The 20,415-nt window shown below is 62.6% G+C and carries 21 protein-coding genes and 4 tRNA genes; 6 read left to right on the top strand and 19 right to left on the bottom strand.

Annotated elements, in window-relative coordinates; all coding sequences use genetic code 11:
• Positions 1 to 20: 20 nt before the first annotated feature.
• Both ilvN and ACLQ8T_RS07200 read right to left on the bottom strand, forming a co-directional pair.
• Positions 21 to 539, bottom strand: a complete 519-nt coding sequence (ilvN, locus tag ACLQ8T_RS07205) for an acetolactate synthase small subunit (protein ID WP_413456203.1) — start codon at positions 537 to 539, stop codon at positions 21 to 23.
• Between the two features lie 3 nt (positions 540 to 542).
• Complete coding sequence (locus tag ACLQ8T_RS07200; protein WP_038991385.1) at positions 543 to 2,426, bottom strand: acetolactate synthase large subunit; 1,884 nt, start codon at positions 2,424 to 2,426, stop codon at positions 543 to 545.
• Between the two features lie 617 nt (positions 2,427 to 3,043).
• On the opposite strand from ACLQ8T_RS07200, the gene ACLQ8T_RS07195 reads away from it, so the two are divergent.
• The gene (locus ACLQ8T_RS07195) at positions 3,044 to 3,505 is read left to right on the top strand and encodes a hypothetical protein (RefSeq protein ID WP_413456202.1); all 462 of its coding nucleotides are present in this window, start codon (positions 3,044 to 3,046) and stop codon (positions 3,503 to 3,505) included.
• 80 nt (positions 3,506 to 3,585) lie between these two features.
• Here ACLQ8T_RS07195 and ACLQ8T_RS07190 read toward each other — a convergent pair whose 3' ends face one another.
• The 9 genes from ACLQ8T_RS07190 to ACLQ8T_RS07150 all read right to left on the bottom strand — a co-directional run bounded on the left by ACLQ8T_RS07190 (position 3,586) and on the right by ACLQ8T_RS07150 (position 10,399).
• Entirely contained in the window at positions 3,586 to 4,110 is a 525-nt protein-coding gene (locus ACLQ8T_RS07190; protein ID WP_413456201.1) for a hypothetical protein, read from the bottom strand.
• Between the two features lie 80 nt (positions 4,111 to 4,190).
• Entirely contained in the window at positions 4,191 to 4,715 is a 525-nt protein-coding gene (gene idi, locus ACLQ8T_RS07185) for an isopentenyl-diphosphate Delta-isomerase (protein ID WP_413456200.1), read from the bottom strand.
• A 30-nt stretch (positions 4,716 to 4,745) separates the two neighbouring features.
• The gene (locus ACLQ8T_RS07180) at positions 4,746 to 5,606 is read right to left on the bottom strand and encodes a prenyltransferase (protein ID WP_413456199.1); all 861 of its coding nucleotides are present in this window, start codon (positions 5,604 to 5,606) and stop codon (positions 4,746 to 4,748) included.
• Positions 5,603 to 5,917 carry a lycopene cyclase domain-containing protein gene (locus ACLQ8T_RS07175; RefSeq protein ID WP_413456198.1) on the bottom strand — a complete coding sequence of 105 codons (315 nt, stop codon included), beginning with the start codon at positions 5,915 to 5,917 and terminating at the stop codon, positions 5,603 to 5,605. Before ACLQ8T_RS07175 ends, ACLQ8T_RS07180 begins: the two co-directional genes overlap by 4 nt.
• A complete protein-coding gene (locus ACLQ8T_RS07170; protein WP_121866643.1) occupies positions 5,907 to 6,236 on the bottom strand; it encodes a lycopene cyclase domain-containing protein in 330 nt (109 codons plus the stop codon). Before ACLQ8T_RS07170 ends, ACLQ8T_RS07175 begins: the two co-directional genes overlap by 11 nt.
• Positions 6,233 to 7,825, bottom strand: a complete 1,593-nt coding sequence (gene crtI, locus ACLQ8T_RS07165) for a phytoene desaturase family protein (protein WP_413456197.1) — start codon at positions 7,823 to 7,825, stop codon at positions 6,233 to 6,235. The genes ACLQ8T_RS07170 and crtI overlap by 4 nt, the downstream gene beginning before the upstream one ends.
• Positions 7,822 to 8,766 carry a phytoene/squalene synthase family protein gene (locus ACLQ8T_RS07160; protein ID WP_413456196.1) on the bottom strand — a complete coding sequence of 315 codons (945 nt, stop codon included), beginning with the start codon at positions 8,764 to 8,766 and terminating at the stop codon, positions 7,822 to 7,824. Before ACLQ8T_RS07160 ends, crtI begins: the two co-directional genes overlap by 4 nt.
• 5 nt (positions 8,767 to 8,771) lie before the next feature.
• Positions 8,772 to 9,905 carry a polyprenyl synthetase family protein gene (locus tag ACLQ8T_RS07155; RefSeq protein ID WP_413456195.1) on the bottom strand — a complete coding sequence of 378 codons (1,134 nt, stop codon included), beginning with the start codon at positions 9,903 to 9,905 and terminating at the stop codon, positions 8,772 to 8,774.
• Positions 9,902 to 10,399: a MarR family winged helix-turn-helix transcriptional regulator gene (locus ACLQ8T_RS07150; RefSeq protein ID WP_413456194.1), complete on the bottom strand. Its 498-nt coding sequence runs from the start codon at positions 10,397 to 10,399 to the stop codon at positions 9,902 to 9,904. Before ACLQ8T_RS07150 ends, ACLQ8T_RS07155 begins: the two co-directional genes overlap by 4 nt.
• 117 nt (positions 10,400 to 10,516) lie before the next feature.
• Between ACLQ8T_RS07150 and ACLQ8T_RS07145 the strand changes: the two genes are divergently transcribed.
• Together ACLQ8T_RS07145 and ACLQ8T_RS07140 are read left to right on the top strand one after the other, a co-directional pair.
• Complete coding sequence (locus ACLQ8T_RS07145) at positions 10,517 to 11,347, top strand: tryptophan-rich sensory protein (protein ID WP_413456193.1); 831 nt, start codon at positions 10,517 to 10,519, stop codon at positions 11,345 to 11,347.
• Positions 11,344 to 12,807, top strand: coding sequence for an SDR family oxidoreductase (locus tag ACLQ8T_RS07140; protein ID WP_413456192.1), 1,464 nt, complete (start codon positions 11,344 to 11,346; stop codon positions 12,805 to 12,807). Before ACLQ8T_RS07145 ends, ACLQ8T_RS07140 begins: the two co-directional genes overlap by 4 nt.
• A gap of 21 nt (positions 12,808 to 12,828) precedes the next feature.
• On the opposite strand, the gene ACLQ8T_RS07135 is transcribed toward ACLQ8T_RS07140, so the two are convergent.
• The 6 genes from ACLQ8T_RS07135 to ACLQ8T_RS07110 all read right to left on the bottom strand — a co-directional run bounded on the left by ACLQ8T_RS07135 (position 12,829) and on the right by ACLQ8T_RS07110 (position 14,938).
• On the bottom strand, positions 12,829 to 13,389 hold the full coding sequence (locus tag ACLQ8T_RS07135; protein ID WP_413456191.1) for a MarR family winged helix-turn-helix transcriptional regulator: 561 nt from the start codon (positions 13,387 to 13,389) through the stop codon (positions 12,829 to 12,831).
• A 112-nt stretch (positions 13,390 to 13,501) separates the two neighbouring features.
• Positions 13,502 to 13,586 (bottom strand) — tRNA-Leu (locus tag ACLQ8T_RS07130).
• 92 nt (positions 13,587 to 13,678) lie between these two features.
• Complete coding sequence (bcp, locus tag ACLQ8T_RS07125; protein ID WP_413456190.1) at positions 13,679 to 14,170, bottom strand: thioredoxin-dependent thiol peroxidase; 492 nt, start codon at positions 14,168 to 14,170, stop codon at positions 13,679 to 13,681.
• A 66-nt stretch (positions 14,171 to 14,236) separates the two neighbouring features.
• Positions 14,237 to 14,309: transfer RNA gene (locus ACLQ8T_RS07120), tRNA-Lys, on the bottom strand.
• A gap of 434 nt (positions 14,310 to 14,743) precedes the next feature.
• A tRNA-Lys gene (locus ACLQ8T_RS07115) sits at positions 14,744 to 14,816 on the bottom strand.
• Between the two features lie 49 nt (positions 14,817 to 14,865).
• Positions 14,866 to 14,938 (bottom strand) — tRNA-Lys (locus ACLQ8T_RS07110).
• A 173-nt stretch (positions 14,939 to 15,111) separates the two neighbouring features.
• Here ACLQ8T_RS07110 and ACLQ8T_RS07105 point away from each other — a divergent pair.
• From ACLQ8T_RS07105 to ACLQ8T_RS07095, 3 genes are all read left to right on the top strand, one after another.
• Entirely contained in the window at positions 15,112 to 16,044 is a 933-nt protein-coding gene (locus ACLQ8T_RS07105) for a 2-hydroxyacid dehydrogenase (protein WP_413456189.1), read from the top strand.
• Between the two features lie 150 nt (positions 16,045 to 16,194).
• Positions 16,195 to 18,039 carry an ABC transporter substrate-binding protein gene (locus tag ACLQ8T_RS07100; RefSeq protein WP_413456188.1) on the top strand — a complete coding sequence of 615 codons (1,845 nt, stop codon included), beginning with the start codon at positions 16,195 to 16,197 and terminating at the stop codon, positions 18,037 to 18,039.
• A 78-nt stretch (positions 18,040 to 18,117) separates the two neighbouring features.
• Entirely contained in the window at positions 18,118 to 19,605 is a 1,488-nt protein-coding gene (locus ACLQ8T_RS07095; RefSeq protein ID WP_413456187.1) for a malate:quinone oxidoreductase, read from the top strand.
• 118 nt (positions 19,606 to 19,723) lie between these two features.
• Here the strand turns inward: ACLQ8T_RS07095 and ACLQ8T_RS07090 are convergent, their stop codons facing one another.
• Together ACLQ8T_RS07090 and ACLQ8T_RS07085 are read right to left on the bottom strand one after the other, a co-directional pair.
• Positions 19,724 to 19,933, bottom strand: coding sequence for a hypothetical protein (locus ACLQ8T_RS07090; RefSeq protein WP_413456186.1), 210 nt, complete (start codon positions 19,931 to 19,933; stop codon positions 19,724 to 19,726).
• Positions 19,912 to 20,184, bottom strand: a complete 273-nt coding sequence (locus tag ACLQ8T_RS07085; protein WP_413456185.1) for an OsmC family protein — start codon at positions 20,182 to 20,184, stop codon at positions 19,912 to 19,914. The genes ACLQ8T_RS07090 and ACLQ8T_RS07085 overlap by 22 nt, the downstream gene beginning before the upstream one ends.
• Positions 20,185 to 20,415: the final 231 nt, after the last annotated feature.

Below are 20,415 nucleotides of genomic sequence, written 5' to 3'. Positions count from 1 at the left end.
GTCTCTTGAAGTCGTTGCGCCTAGGCGGAAATCGTCTTCAAGGCGCGGTCGCTCATGGACTTTGATCCACGGCCCACAGCCAGCGTTCCTGCCTGGACGATCTCGCGGATGCCGAAAGGCTCAAGCACTGCCAGCAGCGCATCGATCTTCGCGGCGTTGCCGGTGGCTTCCACGACCAGCGAGTCGGTGGATACATCGATCACCGAAGCGCGGAACAGTTCGGCGGCCTGGGTCACCTGCAGGCGGGTCGCCGCATCGGCGCGCACCTTGATCATGATGTGGTCGCGCTGCACCGAGGTTTCTGGCAGCAATTCCACGATCTTGATGACGTTGACCAGCTTGTTCAACTGCTTGGTGACCTGCTCCAGGGAATCCCCCTCGGCGTCGACCACCACGGTCATGCGGCTGATGCCGGCGATTTCCGTCGGGCCCACGGCCAGCGAGTGGATGTTGAAGGCACGGCGAGCGAAGAGGCTGGCGACGCGGGTCAGCACGCCGGGAACGTCTTCAACCAGTACCGAAAGCGTATGCTTTGCCATGTTCTAGTCCTCCTCTTCCCATTCAGGGGTCATGCCGCGGGCAATCTGGATCTGGTCGTTGCTGACTCCCGATGGAACCATCGGCCACACCATGGAATCGGCCGAGACCACGAAGTCGATGACTACCGGGCGGTCATTGATTTCCAATGCCTTCTGGATGGTCGCATCGATGTCCTCGTCGCGTTCGCAGCGCAGGCCCACGCAGCCGTAGGCGTCTGCCAGCTTCACGAAGTCGGGAATCCGGGCGGTTCCGTGCCCGGTGTTCAAATCGGTGTTGGAGTAGCGGCCATCATAGAACAGGGTCTGCCACTGGCGAACCATGCCCAGCGACGAGTTGTTGATCACCGCAACCTTGATCGGGATCTGGTTGATCACGCAGGTGGCCAGCTCCTGGTTGGTCATCTGGAAGCAGCCGTCGCCGTCAATGGCCCAGACCACGCGGTCCGGCTGGGCAACCTTGGCACCCATCGCAGCCGGCACCGAGTAGCCCATGGTGCCCAGGCCTGCGGAGTTCAGCCACGAGCGCGGGCGCTCGTACTTCACGAACTGCGCGGCCCACATCTGGTGCTGGCCCACGCCTGCCACGTATACGCCTTCCGGACCGGTCAGCTCGCCGATCCGCTGGATGACGTTCTGCGGAGCCGAGAGGCCATCGTGGGTTTCGGTGTAGCCGATCGGGTAGGTTTCGCGCAGCCGGTTGAGCAGTCCCCACCAGCCGGTCAGATCCTGCTGGGCTTCGTTCTCGAAGCGTGCGGCGCAGGCTTCGTGCAGCTGCGGGATGATCTCATCCAGCGAACCCACGATCGGCACATCGGCCACGCGGTTCTTGGAGATTTCCGCAGGGTCGATATCGGCGTGGATCACCTTCGCGTTCGGCGCAAAGGTGGAGAGCACGCCGGTGACACGGTCATCGAAGCGGGCCCCGAGGGTGATCAGCAGATCCGCCTGCTGCAGTGCGGTCACTGCGGACACGGCGCCGTGCATGCCGGGCATGCCCACATGCTGCTCGTGGGAGTCCGGGAACGCGCCGCGGGCGGTCAGGGTGGTGACCACTGGTGCGTTGATGAATTCCGCGAATTCCTTCAGCTGCTCGTGCGCGTTGGCCTTGATCACGCCGCCACCGACGTACAGCACCGGGCGGGTTGCCGAAGCGATGAGCTTGGCGGCTTCGCGCAGCTGCTTGTTGTGGCCACGGGTGACCACGCGGTAGCCGGGCAGGTCCACCTTGGGCGGCCAGGAGAAGGTCATCTCGGATGTCTGCGCATCCTTGGTGATATCCACCAGCACCGGACCGGGACGGCCGGTCTGCGCCAGGTAGAACGCGCTGGCCAGCGTGCGAGGAATGTCCTCTGCGTTGGTGACCAGGAAAGCGTGCTTGGTGATCGGCATCGTGATGCCGACAATGTCTGCTTCCTGGAATGCGTCAGAGCCAATGAAAGCGCTATTGACCTGACCGGTGATGGCCACCATTGGGACCGAGTCCATATTGGCATCGGCCAGTGCGGTGACGAGGTTGGTTGCGCCTGGACCGGAAGTGGCGATGCAGACGCCCACTTCCCCGCTCACCATGGCGTAACCCTGTGCGGCATGGCCTGCACCCTGTTCGTGGCGGACCAAGACGTGGTTAATCTTGGTCGAATCCATCAGTGGATCATAAGTGGGAAGGATGGCCCCACCTGGTAATCCGAAGACGTCTTTGACGCCCATTTCTTCCAGCGAGCGGACGATGGCTTGTGAGCCCGTCATCTGTGTGGGAGCAACGATATTATTCGGACCCTGGACCGGGTTCGAAGCTTCCACGACGGAAGAGACAGCGGCGGCGGCATCCTTGGTTCGATTGATTGACTTCGCAACCGACGCCGGATTGGCGGGTGTTGAGTTGCTCATCGGGATCCTTTCCATTTCTATCTCTTCGTTTACGCATAAAAAACGCCCCGCGGCCGTCACTGATGACGAAAGGGGGCTTGCGCGTTACCGGTGTACCGTCCGTGGTGTTGGACAGCGCCTCAGGCTCCGCGCCTGATAACTAGTAGTACATCGGTGTTTGTTTGCATGCCTCTAGTTTTCTCCACCTCACGGCAAAGAGCAACTAGACACCCTGTTTATCTCATTATATGAGATGAATGTCCAAAGATTGGACGCGTCCCCACGTTCAGACTTTGGCCATTTTGCTTCCCGGGCACTGAAAGCGCCTGTCGAAGCGGGGTTAGCTGGAGACAAGCACCAACTGCCAGGGATGCGATTAATCCAGCTCGCAGCCCTTGCCCCAAGGAAACCGCCTGCCTTGCAGATGGTTTCGCTTGCAGCTGTAAGCCAAGAAGGGCATGAATTGGGCCAGTGGCCACACGTGCGCATGGCGTCTTGACTCAATTAGCATCTTGGCTCATTAATCCCATTCTAGAAGTCAATATGACCAATCAGATAACCCATGACGTGTCGATGACATATTTCGATAAGTGTTGCGTCTGATCAAATTGTCCAAACTTATCGGTAGAGTAAGGGGTATGGACAAGCGCCCAGACGAAAATCCGACCCAGCAGGTCAAGGACCGCCTCCACGAGGCTTTTGACTCGCAGATCCCCAATTTCGCCAGCTACAATCTCGTGGCAGGCATCGGCATCGCCGGCTCCGGGGGGCTCAAGGTCATCGGATATCGACGCCAGCCGGCGGAGCTGATTATTGCGCCAGTCAATGCAAGCAGCTTGGAAGCCTCCGAAGATGCCATCAACATCAACAACACGAACGTGAACCAGCTGGCCGAGCTGAGCGATGGCGGCTACGAGATTGCGATCTCTACCGGTCGCGTGTTCCGCTTCAGCGTTCCTGAAGCACCGAGCATCGACTTGCATGTGGATGACGCGATCAGCATTGGTGCCACGCTCGACCAGAAATCGGACGCTGAAGACTTCGCCGATTTCATGGATCACTTCATGAACACCATCGAAGGCACCGAGAACTTCGTATAAGCAGCAACAGCATCCCAAAACGAGAAGGCCATCTCGCCTGCCAGCTCCATCGCGAGCCCTGCGGTGAGGTGGTCTTTCGTTCACAGCGCTCCGGGGTGATTCGCGCGGTAGTCGGAAGCGAGCAACTCACCTTCTACGGTGATAATCTCGACCCGGTTCAATTCGCTGGATTCGTAGCCGACGGATGTGATGACCAGTCCGGCATAGCGGGCGGCACTGCCATCGGCGATCCAGTCACTGCCCTCCACAACTATGGCGAGCACGCCCTGGACCGGAGAAAGCCAGCCGACGGTGGCGTATTGGATGGAATCCTTGGCGAATGAATGGAATCCCGCAGCGCCCTGGCCGTTGAGGTACTGGAAGATTTTCTGATCAGCCCATTCCTGCCGGCCCTCGACTTCCTCCAGGTTATCGGCATACTTCGGCAGCGCCGCGATCGTCGCGTTTGCACCCGGGATGCGGTCGGATGCTTCGAACTGCAGCGGCGTGCAGCCGGCCAGGCATGTTGCCAGCACCAGTCCGGCAGCTACGACGCTGGTTTTGCCCATGGCATGCTTGGCCTTTGAGCGCCGTTTGATCCCGGCAGCAAATACTTGAAGCACCATGCAATTGAGCCTAGCCCATGGCCAGGACAACTTCTCACCCAATGACCGGGCCGAAGCTCATTCCAACGCGATGCCCGGGTTCAGCCCTGCTGGGCCCGGTACAGTGAAAGCTGTTCGGCCTGCATCACCAGCCACGGGCTGAAGGCCCACGGGGTTGCGCGCAGGGCAACGCCCAGCTGCGCCGGATCCACCCAGCAGTAGTCCATGACTTCATCCGGGTTGGCGGTGATCTCGCTGTCAATCACGGCGGTGAAGACCGGGCAGATTTCATTCTCCACAATGCCCGAGGCATCCACGGCGCGATAGCGGAAATCCGGCAGCGCCGAATCGATGCTACTGACCTTGAAGCCGAGCTCATGGGCCGCATGGCGGGCAATCGCTTCCTCGAAGCTTTCACCGGGCTGCGGATGCCCGCAGAAGGAATTGGTCCATACCCCTGGCCAGGTCACCTTGGACAGTGCGCGGCGGGTCACCAGCACCTGGCCGGCGGCATTGCGCACATGGCACGAGAATGCCTGGTGCAGCACGGTATCCGTGGTGTGGACCAGTTCTTTCGGTCGCACGCCGATTGGCTGGCCATCCTCCGAAAGCAAAATGACATCCATTGAAATCCTTGATTCCCCATCCGGGTCTAGTTAGGTGAAAAGTGCCGAAAAGATCAGGAGCATGGTCAGCAGGAAACCGCACAGGTAGTTGATCCACAAGAATCTCTTCCATCCTCGATTAACCGTACCCGAGCTCGCGTCGCTGACTCCAAGATGCGGTAGGACGTTGAGCACATAAGGCAGGGCCAGCAGCGACGCCCAGCGGCCGATCCCCTGCACCCCGGCGACCACCAGCACTCCGGCCAGCACATAGCCGGCAAGGACCAGCCAGATGGTGGTGCGGGCGGACAAGGCGGTGGCAATCGAAGACAGGCCACCCTGGCGATCGGGAATGATGTCCTGGATTGCGCCGAGGGCATGGCTGGCCATCCCCCACAGCAGGAATGCGCCGAAGACCAGCCACTGCCCGGGCTGCACGCTGGCACCAGCGAGCACCCAGCCGTAGACCGCCGGCGAAACGAAATGCACCGCGCTGGTCAGCGAGTCCAGCCCGGGCCGTTCCTTGAAGCGCAGCCGCGGTGCCGAATAGGCAAGCACAGCGAAGATGGACACGGCCAGCACGAGGTTGGCCACCAGGCTTCCCGCCGCTGCGAGCACCGCGAGGAACGGAACGGCGCACGCAACGCAGGCGACGAGCAGCGCCTTGTGGCTCTGCCGGGACAGCAGCGCGCCCTCGATTCCGCCCTTGCGCGGATTGCGCAGATCCGATTCGTAGTCGAAGACATCGTTGATGCCGTACATCAGCAGATTGTAGGGAAACAGGAAGAACACCGTGCCCACGGCCAAGCGCCAATCAACTCCCCCGCCGGCCAGCAGATAGGCGGCGGCGAACGGGTAGGCGGTATTCACCCAGGAAATGGGCCGCGAGCTGGCAACGATTCCGCGGATCATGAAGCATCCTTTCTGCCTGCGCCGAGCAGCCACCACAGCCCGGGGAGAAGGAAGACCGCGCAGGCGGCGTAGAAGAAGTCCTCGATCGGGGCCAAACCAATATGCACCCCGGACAGCGTACCGCGGCCGTAGCCGAACAGCCCGGCGTAGATCATCAGGTTGTCGAAAATCGCGGTGAGCACCAGCATCACGGCCAATGCGGCGCCCAGCGGCTTGATCACCGTGCGCAGGTGCTGCTTGCTGGCGGCCAGCCCGGCGGCGAAGATGGCCATGGCCGCGGCAAGGAAGCAGAAGCTCAATTCAAGGAACATGCCGCTCCCCTCGCAGCCCGCGGACCAGCATCGGCAGGCCGGCGAAGGCGATCATCGCGCAGTAGCACAGGAAGATGAGGAAGAAGACTTCTTCCAGCGGGAACTGCTCGCCCACCATGATCCCGGTCATGAGCTGCGATTCCTTGTGCAGGAAGATGCCCTGCCTGATGGCCAGCACATCCCAGAGCACGAAGAAACCGGTGCCCAGCGCAAGGGCCAGGATCCCGCGCACGGGGTGGCGGAAGAGAAACAGCTTCCCCTTGGCATCCAGCAGCACCATGCAGGCAAGCAGAAACAACAGGATGCCCAAATAGATCATGCTCCGGCCTCCTGCGCCAGCGTTGCAGCACCGCTTTCGGCCATCGGCCCGGCACCGGGGACACCGAGCACCGCCTTGGCTGCCAGCTCCCCGCTGATCAGGCACATCGGCACCCCGATTCCGGGGCGCACGGTGCTGCCGGCATAGTACAGCCCGCGCACGGTGGCGCTGCGGTTGCCCGGACGCAGCATGGCGCTTTGCCCCAGGGTATGGGCCAAGCCCAGCGCACCGCCCTTGAAGGCGCCGTACTGGGCGGCGAAGTCCCCGGGGCCGATGCTCTGGCGCACCACGATCCGCGACCGCAAATCCTCGATGCCGGCCCAGGAGGCCAGCTGGTCGATGGCAGCGTCGGCCACCGCCTCGACCATGGCGGCTCCTGCGCCATCGGCGGCGCCCATCCCCCATCCGGGCACGGCTGGGGCTGGGACGAGGATGAACAGGTTCTCGCAGCCCTCCGGTGCCACGTCCGGGTCGGTGGCGCTGGGTTTGCAGACATAGATGCTGGTTTCTTCCTGCAGAGCCTGCCCGTTGCGGATGCGAGAGAAGTTCTCGTCCCAGTCGGTGGTGAACAGCAGGTTGTGGTGTTCCAGCTGGGGCAGCTTGCCTTTGACCCCCAGGCAGAGCAGCACCGCGCTGGGGCCGGGATCCTTGCGCTGGAAGCTCTTGGCGGTATGGGTCTGCAGCTCTTCGGGCAGCAGCTCGCCGTCCAGGTGGCGCACGTCCGCGGCTCCGATGACATGCGTGGCCTCGGTGCGCTGCGCCTTGCCGTGCTCATCGATCCAGCGCACCGCGGTGACCCGCGGGTGCTTTCCCGGGCTGGTTTCTATGGCCGTTGCGGTGGCTGAGAGGTGGATGGCTGCGCCGTGCTTCTGTGCCAGTGCGGCCATCGCATCGGCCACGGCGGCGAAGCCTCCCATCGGGTATTTGACCCCGTCGGCCAGATCCAGGTGGCTCATCAGCTGGTAGAGCGCTGGTGTGCGCTTCGGGCTGGAGCCCAGGAACACCGCCGGGTAGCCGAGCAGCTGGCGGATCTCGGTGCTGGCAAAGCGCCGGGCGGCATGGCCTGCCAGGCTGGTGGCCAGCAGCTTGGCCAGCTGCGGGGCGCGGCGCAGGATCTTCGGGTTCAGCAGCCCGGTCAGCGAGCTGAAATCATCGTAGAGGAAATGCTCCAGGGCCAGTTCGTAGCCTTCCTTCGCGGTGCGCAGGTAACGCGCCAGGGCTGGAGCGCTGCCCGGTTCCAGGGCTTCGAACAGGGCGCTGGCCGCGGTGCCGGTGCCCACGTCCACGGGTGCGTCGCGGTGCTGGAAGAAGACGCGGTAGCCGGGATCCAGCTCGCGCAGCTGAAGCTGTTCGCTGGCGCTGGTGCCCATGAGCCGGAACCAGTGCTCGAAGACCTCGGGCATCAGGTACCAGGAGGGCCCGGTGTCGAAGCGGAATCCTTCGCGTTCCAGGCGTCCTGAGCGTCCGCCAGGATGCGGCTGCTGCTCGATGACGGTGACCTTGCAGCCCCGGGCGGCCAGCAGCCCGGCGCTGGCCAGGCCGGAGAAACCTGCCCCGATGACGACGACATCCGGGTTTTCGTTCTTCATCTGCGTGCTCTTTCCATGAGTTGCTTGCGGTGCGCGCTGCGGCTGGTTCCCAGCAGCACGCGGGCGGCGATCAGCGCCTTGCGCGGGGTGGAGACCGAGATGCGGGTGCGCAGCAGGTCGGCGGCGTCGGCCTTGCCCAGCTGGGAATTCAGTTCGCGGAACAGGTCATGGGCCAGGCGCACCGCCCGGGCCGCTGACGGGGCCAGATAAGGCATCCCGGCGCGGGCTTGGGCCAGGTCCTGCTCGATCTGCTCCACCAGCAGCGCCTTGGCCTGCTCGTCGAAGCGGGCCGGGTTAATCCCGGGAAAGTAGCTGCGTCCCAAGTCCTGGCTGTCTTCGGCCAGATCGCGCAGGAAGTTGACCTTCTGGAAGGCCGCGCCCAGGCTGCGGGCAGCCTGGCGGGCCTGCTGCTCCTCGGCCCGGTCCAGTTCAGGTGCGCCGGGCATCGCCTGGAAGACCCGCAGGCACATCAGCCCGATGACTTCGGCCGAGCCGTAGATGTAGTCCTCTAGGCTGCGCGCGTCGTGCTGCCCGGTGGAGAGGTCCGCGCGCATGGATGCGAAGAACGGGCCGGTGAGCGCGGCGTTGATGCCGGTGGCCCGGGCGGAGATAGCGAAGGCATGGACCACCATGTTGGTGCTGTAGCCGCGGTCCATCGCGCGCAGGGTTTCGGCTTCCAGCTCGTCGAGGCAGCCTCCGATGGCCTGGTCATCCAGGCCGGCCTGGCAGGCCACCCCGTCCACGATCTCATCAGCCAGGCGCACCAGCGCATAAATATTGGCAATGTGCCGGGCACTGCCGGCATCCAGCATCCTGCAGGCCAGCGAGAACGAGGTGGAGTATTCGCCCAGCACCACCTGTGCGCTGCGCTGGGCAGCGCGCGAGTAGTGCTCCAGGGCGGCGGTGCCGGCAGCGGGCCTCAGGGAAGTATCGCGTTTCATGGTGTTCAGCTGCTTCGATCCAGGATCAGGCTGGTGCATTCGAGCAGCAGCGTGCGGGCTTCTTTGGGCAAGTCCAGGAAGGCGGCGGAGCCGGTGGCCCGCGAGCACAGCTGCGCAGCCAGCTGGCGGGCGAAGCGCTCTGCTCCCTGCGCCGCCAGCTCCTGGCGGATCCTGCCGGCATCCACCGTTCCCTCGCGGAATCCGTTGAACAGTGCGGAGAATTCTGGTTGCTCGCTGGCCAGGGCCAGCAGGATGGTGCTCTTGAATTCGCGCAGATCAGATTCCACCGGCTTGCCAGTGCGCGTCGGATCACCGAAGGTGCCCAGCACGTCATCGATGATCTGGTAGGCCACGCCGAGCTGGCATCCCACCGTGCCGAGGGCTTCGGCCTGCACGGGGTGCGCTCCGGCCAGCAGGGCTCCTGCCTGCAGCGGCAGCTGGAAGGAGTAGGCGGCGGTTTTCATCTGCTCCATGCGCAGCACCTGGCTGGTGGTGGCAGGTGCAGGGCCCAGCGAGTAGAGCAGGTCTTCGAGTTCCCCGGCCCCTGCCTGCTCGATGGCTTGGAAGAAGGCTTGTTCCACGCCGGCTTCGGCATCGCTGCCGGCCGCGGCGCGGGCGGCGAGCTTGATCGCCTCGCTGATCAGCAGGTCCCCGGCGATGATGCCCACCGAATTGCCCGCATGCTCGGCATCGGCAGGATTCCGCCCGTTGGCCAGCGCGTGGTCGCGGTAGAGCGCGGAGATGGTCGGCTCTCCGCGGCGTACGAAGTCGCGGTCCACCACGTCATCGTGGATCAAGAGGGCCGCATGCAGCAGCTCGAAGGCGCAGCCCAAGTCGATGGCGCGGGCTTCGTTGCGTCCGCCGAACGCCCGGTATCCGAGCATCACCATCCCTGGCCGCATGAGCTTGCCGGTTCCCAGCCGTGCGCCGATTCGGGACCAGAGCAGCGCGGTCTGCTCCGAGTAGGCGGCGCTGCGGCGCTGGGCCTGGATGGCCAGAAGTTCCAGCCGGTCGCTGATGGCCTGCCGGGTGGCCTCATCGATGAGCCCGCGCGCGGCCGGTGCTGTTTGCGATAGCGGAGTGTGTGCTGGCGCTGTTGGGGCCGGCAGGGACTGGTGCGTGGTGGTGTGCGTTCTCATGATTCCCTGCTCCCAGGTTGTGGTGTGGTTGCTTGGTGTTCTTCACTGCTCCCGGTCTCCCGCTGGTCCAGTTCACGCCGGGAAGCTTCCAGCTCGGCGCGCAGCCAGGCACGGTCCGGCTCGTCGAGTTGCGCACTGAAGGTGTGCAGATGCCGGAGCAGTACCTGTCCCGGTCCGGTGGACACAGGGAAATTGGGTCCCGGGACCACCAAGGTGCGCCGGCGGTCCGAGGCGTGATGCCGTCTTTCCACCACTCCGCGGGCCTCCAGCCGATCCAGGACCGAGGTGATTCCTGCCGATGAGACCCCAAGTTCGCGGGCCAGTTGCCCGGAGCTGGGTGTTTGCAGGGAGCGCAGCAGGTTCACCGCGCGCAGGTCTGTATCGTTCAGACCAAGCCGATGCCGCAAGCGTGCCTCGCACAGGGCGTAGGAGCGCGTCAGCCGCAACAGCTCCCGGAAGAGTTCCGAGGTCGTCAGCACTGCTGGACATTCCATGATCACTTCTCTCGGCTTATTGATATTTAGCTTATCTAGATACATCATGGTTTAACTATCTCGTTTTGTCGACCCGATACGGGAAAAAATTTTCCATCGACCTTTCAGGAGCGCACGATGAGCAGTTCAACCAATTCCCCCGATTTCCCCCTGCCGGCCCGAACGGCCACGGCATCGTGGACGCTGCCGGTGATCACGGCGCTGGCACTGGTTCTGGCCATCGCCGTATCGTTCATCGGCAGCGGGGCCCTGGGCGGGACACCGATCCAGCAGGTAGCCGGCGGCTATCTCAGCGCCGATTCGACTTTGCTGGCACCGGCCGGCCCGGCGTTCTCCATTTGGAGCGTAATCTATGCAGGACTGGCCGTCTACGGAATTTTCCAGCTCACGTCCGCCGGGCGCCGCTCGGCCTGGGCGGCCGGGCTGCGGATGCCCGCGCTGCTTTCGGCATTGCTTAATGCCGCCTGGATTGCCGTCGTGCAGCTTGGCTGGCTGGGAGTAAGCGTCGCGGTGATCTTCACCCTGGTTGCCTGCCTGGCCTGGATGCTGACCATCATGATGGCCGGCACACCTGGCTCGCGCACCGAGCACTGGATCATGTGGCTGACTTTCGGCATCTACCTGGGCTGGGTCTGCGTGGCCAGCATCGCCAACACCGCAGCGTGGCTGCTCTCGCTGGGCGTTGGCGAAGGCGCTTCTTGGGCGCCAGGGTTGGCTGTGGTGCTGCTGGTAGCGGCAGCGGGCATCGGTCTGGGCGTCACCGCCTACTCGGGCAGGATTTTCACCGCGGTGGCCATCGCCTGGGGCCTTGCCTGGATCGGCGCGAGCCGGCTGGCCGGCAGCAACCAGTCCGAGCTGGTGGGCTACGCCGGCTTGGGCTGCGCGGCATTGCTGCTTCTCGGCTCGCTGGCCATCGCCTGGCGCCAGCGCGGGGTGACGGCGCCATGAGCTTGATCGCGGTAACCGGAGCCAGCGGATATATTGGCGGACGGCTGGTGCCGCTGCTGTTGAGCAATGGGCACCAGGTCAGGGTGTTCACCCGTGATGCTCAGCGCCTGCGCGATATACCCTGGCGCAGCCAGGTGGAAGTCGTCGAGGGCGACCTGCAGGACCGGGGCGCCGTGGCCCGGCTCTGCAAGGACGTGGACCTGCTCTACTACCTGGTGCACTCGATGTCGGGAACCCGAGATTTCGCGGCCCAGGAGAAAGCTTGCGCACAGGTTGTGGCGCAGGCCGCGCGGGAGCAATCGGTCGGCCAGCTGGTCTATCTCTCGGGCCTGCATCCCGCCGGCGAACTGAGCGAGCATCTGGCATCACGGGTGGCCGTGGGAGAAATCCTGTCGGAGGCCGCCAGCACGCTGGTGCTCCAGGCAGGCCTGGTGATCGGCTCGGGCTCGGCCAGTTTCGAAATGGTCAGGCACCTGAGCGATGTGCTGCCGGTAATGCCGGCACCGCGATGGGTGCTGAACCAGGTGCAGCCCATCGCCATCCGCGACACCCTGCACTACCTTGCGGCCTGCGCCGAGCTGGCGGAACCCGCGCAGGGCACCTATGACATCGGCGGGCCAAGCACCTACAGCTACGCCCAGCTGATGAAGATCTATGCCCGGGTGGCCGGCCTGCGCGAGCCGAGCATCTGGCCGCTGCCGCTGCTGACCCCGCGGCTGGCCTCGCACTGGGTGAATCTGGTGACGCCATTGCCGCACACATTGGCATCCGCGCTGGTGCAGTCGCTGCAGCATGATTGCGTGATGGGCTCGCGGGAGATCGATGCGCTGATTGCCCCGCCAGCCGAAGGGCTGTGCGACTATCCGCGGGCGGTGCAGCTGGCGCTGGAGAAGATGGATGCTGACGCGGTGCAAACCAGCTGGGCTACCGCCCAGCCGATCGCTGCCCCGGCCGAACCGCTGCCTTCAGACCCGGACTGGGCAGGGCGCAAGGCCTACACGGACATCCGCCGGATCAGCACCAACGCCACCGCGGCGCAGCTGTTCAGCGTGCTGCAGCGGCTTGGCGGGGATTCGCCCTATTTCGCCTTCCCCGCCTTGTGGAAGCTGCGCGGCCTGATGGACAAGCTGGCGGGAGGCGTAGGCTCACGGCGCGGCAGGCGCTCGCACAGCACCTTGGCGCTGGGAGATGTGCTGGATTGGTGGCGGGTGGAAGCCCTGGAGGAGAACAGCCTGCTGCGCCTGCGCGCGGAGATGCGCGCCCCGGGCCGGGCCTGGCTGGATTACCGCATCGGACAGGACAGCGAGGGGCGAACGGAGCTGATCCAGCGTGCGGTGTTCTTCCCGCGCGGCCTGGCAGGACGCTGCTATTGGTGGGCTGTTTACCCGTTCCATGGCGCCATTTTCCCGGCCACCATCAAGAACATCGTGCGCGCCGCGGAAAAGCAGGAGGAGGGCTGAGCAGCTCCTGTTACTCCGGGGCTATTCGGTTTCGCCGGGGACCGCTTCGTCGAGGCTGCTTTCCATGGCATCAGAGGTGCTGGCAAGGAACCGGATCACCACTTCCCGTTCTTCGGGGCTCAGCGATTTGGCGACTTCGAATCGCTTTGCATGATGCCGGCCGACCTGCTCGCGGGCGACCAGATGGGTTTGGTCGGTCACTTCCACGCACAGCGAGCGACGGTCGTTTGGATGCTTGGTGCGCCGAACATGGCCATGGGCCTCCAACCGGTCAATCATCTTGGTGACCGACGCACTGGAAATTCCCAAATACTGGCTCAGGGCGCCAGGGGTGACCGATTGCCCGGCATGCTTGGCGGAGATCATCTTGCGGATGGCGCGCATGTCGGTTTCGTTCAGCTTCATGTACTGCTGCGAGCTGCGCATGATCTTGCGCTCGATCTGGCGCATCCGGCCCATTTCAGCCATGATCCGGTCAATTTGCTGCAGATCCGCATCCACGACGCCAGCCCGCTTGATCAGCTTCTGGCCAGGATCGGATTCAGCTAGCCCGTACATGGTGGGCAGGTCTTTGGCGGACATGATGCTTCTCCTGATCGAATCTCGGACGCGTGCCTAATTGGATCTTACGCCGTGCGTGATAGGTGCATGCAGAAAACCCTGCGGCCGATGGAATCAGACCGCAGGGTTTTGTTGGTGCGAGTAGAGAGACTTGAACTCTCACGTCCGAAGACACTGGAACCTAAATCCAGCGCGTCTACCAATTCCGCCATACTCGCTAGCGCTACACCGGAAACACCGTTTCCCTGAAGGCGACCTCATTTAGTGTAGCGGAACTTGGGCCTGATATGAAATCAGTCAAGGGCAGCGGTTACTTCGGATCAATCCCCAAGTCACGGCGCAGCTTTGCCACATGTCCGGTGGCACGCACGTTGTACTGCGCGAGTGCAACCTTGCCCTCTTCATCGACCACGATCGTGGAGCGGATCAGGCCTTCGTAGATCTTGCCGTAATTCTTCTTTTCTCCCCAAGCACCATAGGCTTCAGCCACCGCGTGATCTTCATCGGAAAGCAGCGGGAAATTCAGCTCCTCGTTGGCAACGAACTTTTCAAGCTTTGCGGTCTTGTCCGGGGAGATGCCCAGAACTGCATAGCCCAGGCCCTTCAATGATTCGAGCGAATCACGGAAGTCGCACGCCTGCTTGGTGCAGCCAGGGGTGGATGCCGCTGGATAGAAGTACACAATGGTCTTCTTACCACGGTAATCGGACAAGGAGACGGAATTGCCGGCAGCGTCCTGCAAGGTGAAATCAGGGGCCTGGTCGCCGACGGACAGGCGGTTAGCCGTTGCGGGAGTACTCATGAGCTGATCCTCTTTTCTTTGCGGTATACAAAAAATCCGACCTGATGAATCAGATCGGATCTACTGTGCGCCCTCCGGGACTCGAACCCGGAACCTAATGATTAAGAGTCATTTGCTCTACCAATTGAGCTAAAGGCGCTTCCTCACTCTGACTAGTTCTTTTTCTGAACCCGTCATTGCGACGTAGACAATCATAGGCAGAAATGGCGCAAAAGCAAAAATCGCCCAGCATCCAGTCCGCAAAGATAAACATCCAAGTCAGCTTCATGTTATCACGACTACGCCGATGGCGAAGTAATCTATAACACACACAAGTTTTCACTTCGGCAATGCCCATTGCCATCGCGCACCGTAGTTGCATATTCCATAACGCCGACCACCCGCTAGAAGTTCGCCATCGCGGTCGCTGCGCCGCGAGCCGCAAACGGGCATGAGTCGAAACGCTGATCCGCACCGGCATTGCCAGCGGACAAGCCCCGCGGCCGGTAAATTGCGGCCTGGCGCCATGACCGGAAGCGCAGAATCGCGCATGGTCAACAAAAAAGGCCAGACCGAAGCCTGACCTTTGTTTTGTGCGCCCTCCGGGACTCGAACCCGGAACCTAATGATTAAGAGTCATTTGCTCTACCAATTGAGCTAAAGGCGCGTATTGATTTATATAAACAAGTTGCCTGGTGAACCGAACAAATTGTTCGTGCGCCCCCCGGGACTTGAACCCGGAACCTAATGATTAAGAGTCATTTGCTCTGCCAATTGAGCTAGAGGCGCCCGCTGCGATGTTCTAGAAGCTTTTCGGGCTTCGCGCTTTCGCAACGAGATAAAACTTTACCAGCAATTTCCCTCAGTGCAAATTCGCTTGCCAGCATTCCGCGGTGACCTTCATTACAGGAGATGACTAGGGGTTACTACCAAAGAGCGGAAGGGGTTTGTACAGTGATTCCATGAGCACCCAACGAAGGATTTCATTCCCCACCCAAGAACTGATTGATGCGGTCGGACCGATCCCGGAAAATCTCAAGGCAGTGCTCTGGGACTTGGAGAACGACCCCGAGACCCCGCTGGAAGACATCGACATTGCCATCCTTCCCTACATGGCGAATCCCCAGACGCTGGAGAACGTCCGCAAGGCGCCCAATGTCAAGGTGGTCCAGACGCAGACAACCGGCTTCGACGGAATGATCGATTTGATCGGCGACCGCGCCGATATCAATACAGCGGCCGGCGTCCACGCGGCGGCTACCGCCGAGATGGCACTGGGACTGGCCATCGCCTCCTTGCGAGGCTTTCCGCAATCGGTGCGCGATCAGCAGCAGGGCCGATGGAATCCCCAGCAATGGCCCGGGTTAGCTGACCGTACCGTGGGCTTGGTTGGCGTGGGCGGCATCGGCGAGGAGATCCGCAAGCGTCTGGAGCCTTTTGAAGTCAATCTCTTGCGCTTCGGATCGACCGCCCGCACCGATGAGCATGGCGAGGTCTTCGCAACCTCCGAGCTGGCGGCTCGTGCGCCGGAAATCGAGGTACTGATCCTGATCGTGCCACTCAATGATTCCACCCGCCACCTGGTGGATGCGCAATTGCTGGCCAAGCTTCCTGACGGCGCGACGGTCATCAACGTGGCCCGCGGTCCGGTGGTGGACACCGACGCCATCGTGGCGGAAGTCGCCTCGGGCCGCTTGAACATGGCATCAGATGTCTTCGACCCGGAACCGCTGCCTGCCGGCCATCCATTGTGGCAGCACCCCAATGCGTTGGTCATTCCGCACAATGGCGGGAACACCAAGGCGTTCTTCCCGCGCATGGTGAAGCTGCTCAAGAAGCAGGTGCAGGCCTGGGCAGCGGGCAACGACGGCGAGAACCTCGTGCACCGTAGCTAACAATTTAGTGACAGTTGACGGCTCCGGGAGTTTTGGCTCCCGGAGCCGTGGACGTGGTGCGATATCTTTGATAAATACCTTTGCGCATTGCTCCCTGCTTGTTCCCTGCGCAAAGCAGTACCGCCTGCCGAAGGAAGATGAGCCATCCCCGTGCCCGAATTGCCACCGAAACCCGTATCACGACGCGCATTGCTGACCGGTACATTGGCGACAACCGCACTGGCGCTGACCGCCTGCACCGGCAATTCCGGGCCCGCTGCCTCCGCTTCGCCCTCGGCCTCCGCCAGCGCGTCCCCTGTTCCGCGGACCTTGCGCTTGGCGGCAGCCGCTCCCCCGGTCAAGCTCGATCCTGCCATCGTCGGCGATAACGAATCCTTCCGGATCACCCGCCAGGTCTTCGAAACGCTGGTCGACATCGATCCGGATACCGGCAGCACCGTAGCCGGCCTGGCCGAGTCCTGGACCGAAAGCCCCGACGGCCTGCGCTACACCTTTACCCTGCGCCAGGGAGTGCTCTTCCATGACGGCACCGAATTGACCGCTAAGGCAGTGGTCGCCAACTTCAACCGCTGGGAGAACTTGTCGCCGCAGCTGCGCACCGCCTCCAGCCAGGGTTTCGCGAACATCTTCCACATCGATAGCGACATCCCCAAGCTGCCCACCGCCAAGGAACTTGAGAAGACCTTCAAGAGCACTGGCGAGGCTACCGAAGAAGAGCTGGCCACCCAGCAGTCGCGCACCGAGCAGCTCGAAGAGTTGTCCAAGCAGTTCGAGACGAAGCTCTTTGAAGGCAAATCCTCCGCGGGTTCGGCAAGCTATTTCGCGTCCGTCGAGGCCACCGGCGAGTACGTGGTCACCTTGAACTTGCGCCGCAGGCTGCCAGGGCTGGTCGACGCGCTGACCTTGCCGGGCATGGCCATCGCCGCACCGAGCGCGTTGACCGGCGGACCAAAGCAGAATCCTGCCCAGTCGCTGTCCACCCACCCGGTAGGTACCGGGCCGTACACCTTCGTCTCCAATGGCAACGGCGTGGTGCGCCTGGAGATCTTCAAGGACTACTGGAACCAGGCGCGCCTGGACAATAACACCGGGCATCCTGAAGTCGCGCTGATCTCCGCAGTTCCTTCGCCCTACAACCGCGAAGGCGCGCTGCTGGCCGATGAAATCGACGGCTTCGACATGGTGTCGGTGGACATCATGCGCACCCTGGTGCGCAATGCCAAGGTGGTCGTCCAGCGCGACCCCTTCTCGGTGCTCTACCTCGGCATGGACCAGCGCAACAAGTGGCTGGCCAAGCCGAATTTCCGCATGGCCATTGCCCATGCAATCAACCGCAGCTCGCTGGCCGAGAAGCTGTTCCTGCAAGGATCCAAGCATGCTTCCACCCTGCTGCCTCCCGCGCTGAGCATTCCGGCTCCGGAAGAAACCCCCAACCACGACGCCACGAAGGCCAAGGCGTTGCTGGACGAGCTGGGCTACGACGGTGAAGAAATCGAATTCGCCTATCCGCTGCGGGTTTCGCGCAACTACCTGCCGTTGCCCGAGCGCACCTTCGCCCAGATCGCCGACGACCTGGCCGCGGTGGGTATCCGCATCAAGCCCAAGCCGATCGCCTGGACCGACGGCTATGTGCAGACCGTGCAGTCCAAGGACTTCAATGGGCTGCACCTGCTGGGCTTCTCCGGCGGCTACCGTTCCGCCGACGACTTCCTTTCGGGCATCCTGGCTTCCAAGGAGAATGAGTTCGGCTACACCTCGGCGTTACTCGACTCACAGGTCATGCTGGCCCGTTCCGTCCCATTTGGCGAGGAGCGGACCGCCGCCTATGCCGATATCCTCAAGACGCTGAACACCGATCTGCCCGCGCTCCCCTTGGTCTTTCCGATCTCTGCGCTGGCGTTTAACGGAAACGTCACCTTCTATCCGCCATCGCCAATGCTCAACGAGTGCTACGCGGATGTGCAGATGACGAATTCACCGTCCATCTCAAGTTAGCGACCGTTAACCCAGTTAACGATTTCTGGCCCCCGGGGATATGGGTCTACTCTGGGAGAGAGCAAAGTATCACTGTCGATGGAGATCCTCGTGCCTTCTGAAACGTCAACCGAATCTTTTGACGTAGTACTAATCGGTGCCGGCATCATGAGTGCCACCCTTGGCACCATGATCAACCAGCTGGAGCCAACCTGGTCCATTGGTCTTTTCGAGAACCTGGACAAGGCCGGGCAGGAATCCTCCTCCCCTTGGAACAACGCAGGCACCGGCCACTCGGCACTGTGCGAGCTGAACTACACCGCTGCCAAGGCTGACGGCTCGGTCGATCCGGCCAAGGCCATCGGCATCAACGAGCAGTTCCAGGTGTCTCGCCAGTTCTACTCGTGGGCCGTGGAGAACAAGCGCGTAGCTGACAACAGCTTCATCAACGCCCTGCCGCACATGTCCTTCGTCATCGGCGAGGACCACTCCAAGTACCTGCAGACGCGCTACGAGGCGCTGAAGCCGAACGCCCTGTTCGACGAACTGGAAATCACCAACGACCTGGACACCATCAACGAGTGGACCCCGCTGGTTGCCAAGGGCCGTGACGCCTCGCAGAAGGTCGCCGCGTCCCGCGTGCTCTCCGGCACCGACGTCGATTTCGGCCGGTTGACCCGCGAGTTGACCGACTCGCTGAGCGCCGCCGGCGCCTCCGTGAACTACGGCCACAAGGTCAAGGGCCTCAAGCGTTCGGGCGCCGGCTGGGAGCTGACCGTCAAGGACAACGCTTCGGGCGCAGTGAAGAACGTCAAGGCCAAGTTCGTGTTCGTCGGCGCGGGCGGCGGCGCACTACCGCTGCTGCAGAAGGCAGGCATCGACGAGATCAAGGGCTTCGGCGGATTCCCGGTCTCCGGGCAGTTCCTGCGCTGCACCGACGAAACCGTCATCAACCAGCACCATGCCAAGGTCTACGGCCAGGCTTCCGTGGGCGCACCTCCAATGTCGGTGCCGCACCTGGACACCCGCTTTGTCGACGGCAAGCGCTCGCTGATGTTCGGCCCGTACGCCGGCTTCTCGATGAACTTCCTGAAGTCCACCGGCCAGCTGGATCTTCCACTGTCACTGCGTCCGCACAACATCATCCCGATGCTGGCCGTGGGCAAGGACAACCTGGATCTGACCACCTACCTGATCAAGGAAGTTCTCAAGTCGCGCGCCAAGAAGGACGAGTCGCTGGCAGAGTACTTCCCTCAGGCTGATGGTTCCAAGTGGGAACTGATCACCGCTGGCCAGCGCGTCCAGGTCATCAAGAAGGATGCCAAGAAGGGCGGCGTGCTGCAGTTCGGCACCGAGGTCATCACTTCCTCGGACGGCTCGATCTCCGGCCTGCTCGGCGCTTCGCCAGGCGCGTCGACCGCCACCCCGATCATGATCGGCCTGCTCTCGCGCTGCTTCCCTAAGCAGTTCGCCGGCTGGGAGTCGAAGCTGAAGGACATGATTCCTTCCTACGGCCAGAAGCTGAACGAGAACCCGGCACTCTACGCCGAGGTCAAGGCGGCTACCGACAAGTCCCTGGGACTGTAGCCACTTGGCATTACGAGGACCGTCCACCAGCATTGGTGGGCGGTTCTTCGCATATCCGGGCTAAGCAGTACCGCAGGTTATTGCACCGACGCGGCGACCTCGATGTCCAGCGGGGATTTCAGGGTCTGGAGCACCACGCAATATTTTCGGTGGCCTCGGTCAGCTGCGCGACTTCCTGCTCGCTGGCCTCGGGCTTCAGCTCGAAGGACAGCTTGATCGAGCTGAACCCCACCGCGGCGTCGGGATCCAATCCCAAGGTGCCGCGCACATCCAGCAGGCCCCTCGCGTGGACGCTGCCGCTCACGCTCAGCGAGCGGTTGATCGCCACCGCGAGGTGACACCGGCACAGGCCACCAGCGCCTGCAGGAGCATGTCCCCCGAGCAGGCCAATGTCCCGTCCCCGCCGGTGGACGGGTGCAGGCCGGCGTCCACCAAGGCTTGGCCGGTGTGCACCGAGCAGGACAGCCCTTCTTCTCCGAGCGTTCCGATGGCCTCCAGCACGATGCTTCCAACCTCCGGCTGCTCGCGGTATAGCTGCTTCAATGGCCACTGCACGCTGCGTAGAGTATCCCAATCCATGGCTGCCCTGCCCCTCTGCGAAGTTCCGCGGGACTATCCCGTAGATCGAGTATGCGCGCGATTCCGCACAATAGAGCCGGGCGATCGGCAGGTTATTCGCGCCGGGTTAGTTGCCTGAAGTACGCTGCTTCGCTCCCAGTGCGCATCGCCAAATCCAGTGGCATCGTAGGTTCGACGATCTAGCGCCTCGACATCAAGAGTCGATTCCGAACTACGACTTGGATATCTACA

This window comes from Glutamicibacter sp. FR1 (assembly GCF_047300825.1).
In the GTDB taxonomy this organism is placed as follows: Bacteria; Actinomycetota; Actinomycetes; order Actinomycetales; family Micrococcaceae; genus Glutamicibacter; species Glutamicibacter nicotianae.
This window is presented reverse-complemented; position numbering and strand designations above follow the sequence as displayed.

Bases quoted from the DNA above. Each gene is read 5' to 3' on its own strand.
- ACLQ8T_RS07085 (WP_413456185.1), bottom strand. From the start codon at position 20,184: ATGGATTGGGATACTCTACGCAGCGTGCAGTGGCCATTGAAGCAGCTA.
- ACLQ8T_RS07095 (WP_413456187.1), top strand. From the start codon at position 18,118: ATGGAGATCCTCGTGCCTTCTGAAACGTCAACCGAATCTTTTGACGTA.
- ACLQ8T_RS07195 (WP_413456202.1), top strand. From the start codon at position 3,044: ATGGACAAGCGCCCAGACGAAAATCCGACCCAGCAGGTCAAGGACCGC.
- ACLQ8T_RS07145 (WP_413456193.1), top strand. From the start codon at position 10,517: ATGAGCAGTTCAACCAATTCCCCCGATTTCCCCCTGCCGGCCCGAACG.
- ACLQ8T_RS07175 (WP_413456198.1), bottom strand. From the start codon at position 5,917: ATGTTCCTTGAATTGAGCTTCTGCTTCCTTGCCGCGGCCATGGCCATC.
- ACLQ8T_RS07150 (WP_413456194.1), bottom strand. From the start codon at position 10,399: ATGGAATGTCCAGCAGTGCTGACGACCTCGGAACTCTTCCGGGAGCTG.
- ACLQ8T_RS07105 (WP_413456189.1), top strand. From the start codon at position 15,112: ATGAGCACCCAACGAAGGATTTCATTCCCCACCCAAGAACTGATTGAT.
- ACLQ8T_RS07200 (WP_038991385.1), bottom strand. From the start codon at position 2,426: ATGAGCAACTCAACACCCGCCAATCCGGCGTCGGTTGCGAAGTCAATC.
- ilvN (WP_413456203.1), bottom strand. From the start codon at position 539: ATGGCAAAGCATACGCTTTCGGTACTGGTTGAAGACGTTCCCGGCGTG.
- ACLQ8T_RS07190 (WP_413456201.1), bottom strand. From the start codon at position 4,110: ATGGTGCTTCAAGTATTTGCTGCCGGGATCAAACGGCGCTCAAAGGCC.
- ACLQ8T_RS07180 (WP_413456199.1), bottom strand. From the start codon at position 5,606: ATGATCCGCGGAATCGTTGCCAGCTCGCGGCCCATTTCCTGGGTGAAT.
- ACLQ8T_RS07155 (WP_413456195.1), bottom strand. From the start codon at position 9,905: ATGAGAACGCACACCACCACGCACCAGTCCCTGCCGGCCCCAACAGCG.
- ACLQ8T_RS07140 (WP_413456192.1), top strand. From the start codon at position 11,344: ATGAGCTTGATCGCGGTAACCGGAGCCAGCGGATATATTGGCGGACGG.
- ACLQ8T_RS07170 (WP_121866643.1), bottom strand. From the start codon at position 6,236: ATGATCTATTTGGGCATCCTGTTGTTTCTGCTTGCCTGCATGGTGCTG.
- ACLQ8T_RS07160 (WP_413456196.1), bottom strand. From the start codon at position 8,766: ATGAAACGCGATACTTCCCTGAGGCCCGCTGCCGGCACCGCCGCCCTG.
- ACLQ8T_RS07135 (WP_413456191.1), bottom strand. From the start codon at position 13,389: ATGTCCGCCAAAGACCTGCCCACCATGTACGGGCTAGCTGAATCCGAT.
- idi (WP_413456200.1), bottom strand. From the start codon at position 4,715: ATGGATGTCATTTTGCTTTCGGAGGATGGCCAGCCAATCGGCGTGCGA.
- crtI (WP_413456197.1), bottom strand. From the start codon at position 7,825: ATGAAGAACGAAAACCCGGATGTCGTCGTCATCGGGGCAGGTTTCTCC.
- bcp (WP_413456190.1), bottom strand. From the start codon at position 14,170: ATGAGTACTCCCGCAACGGCTAACCGCCTGTCCGTCGGCGACCAGGCC.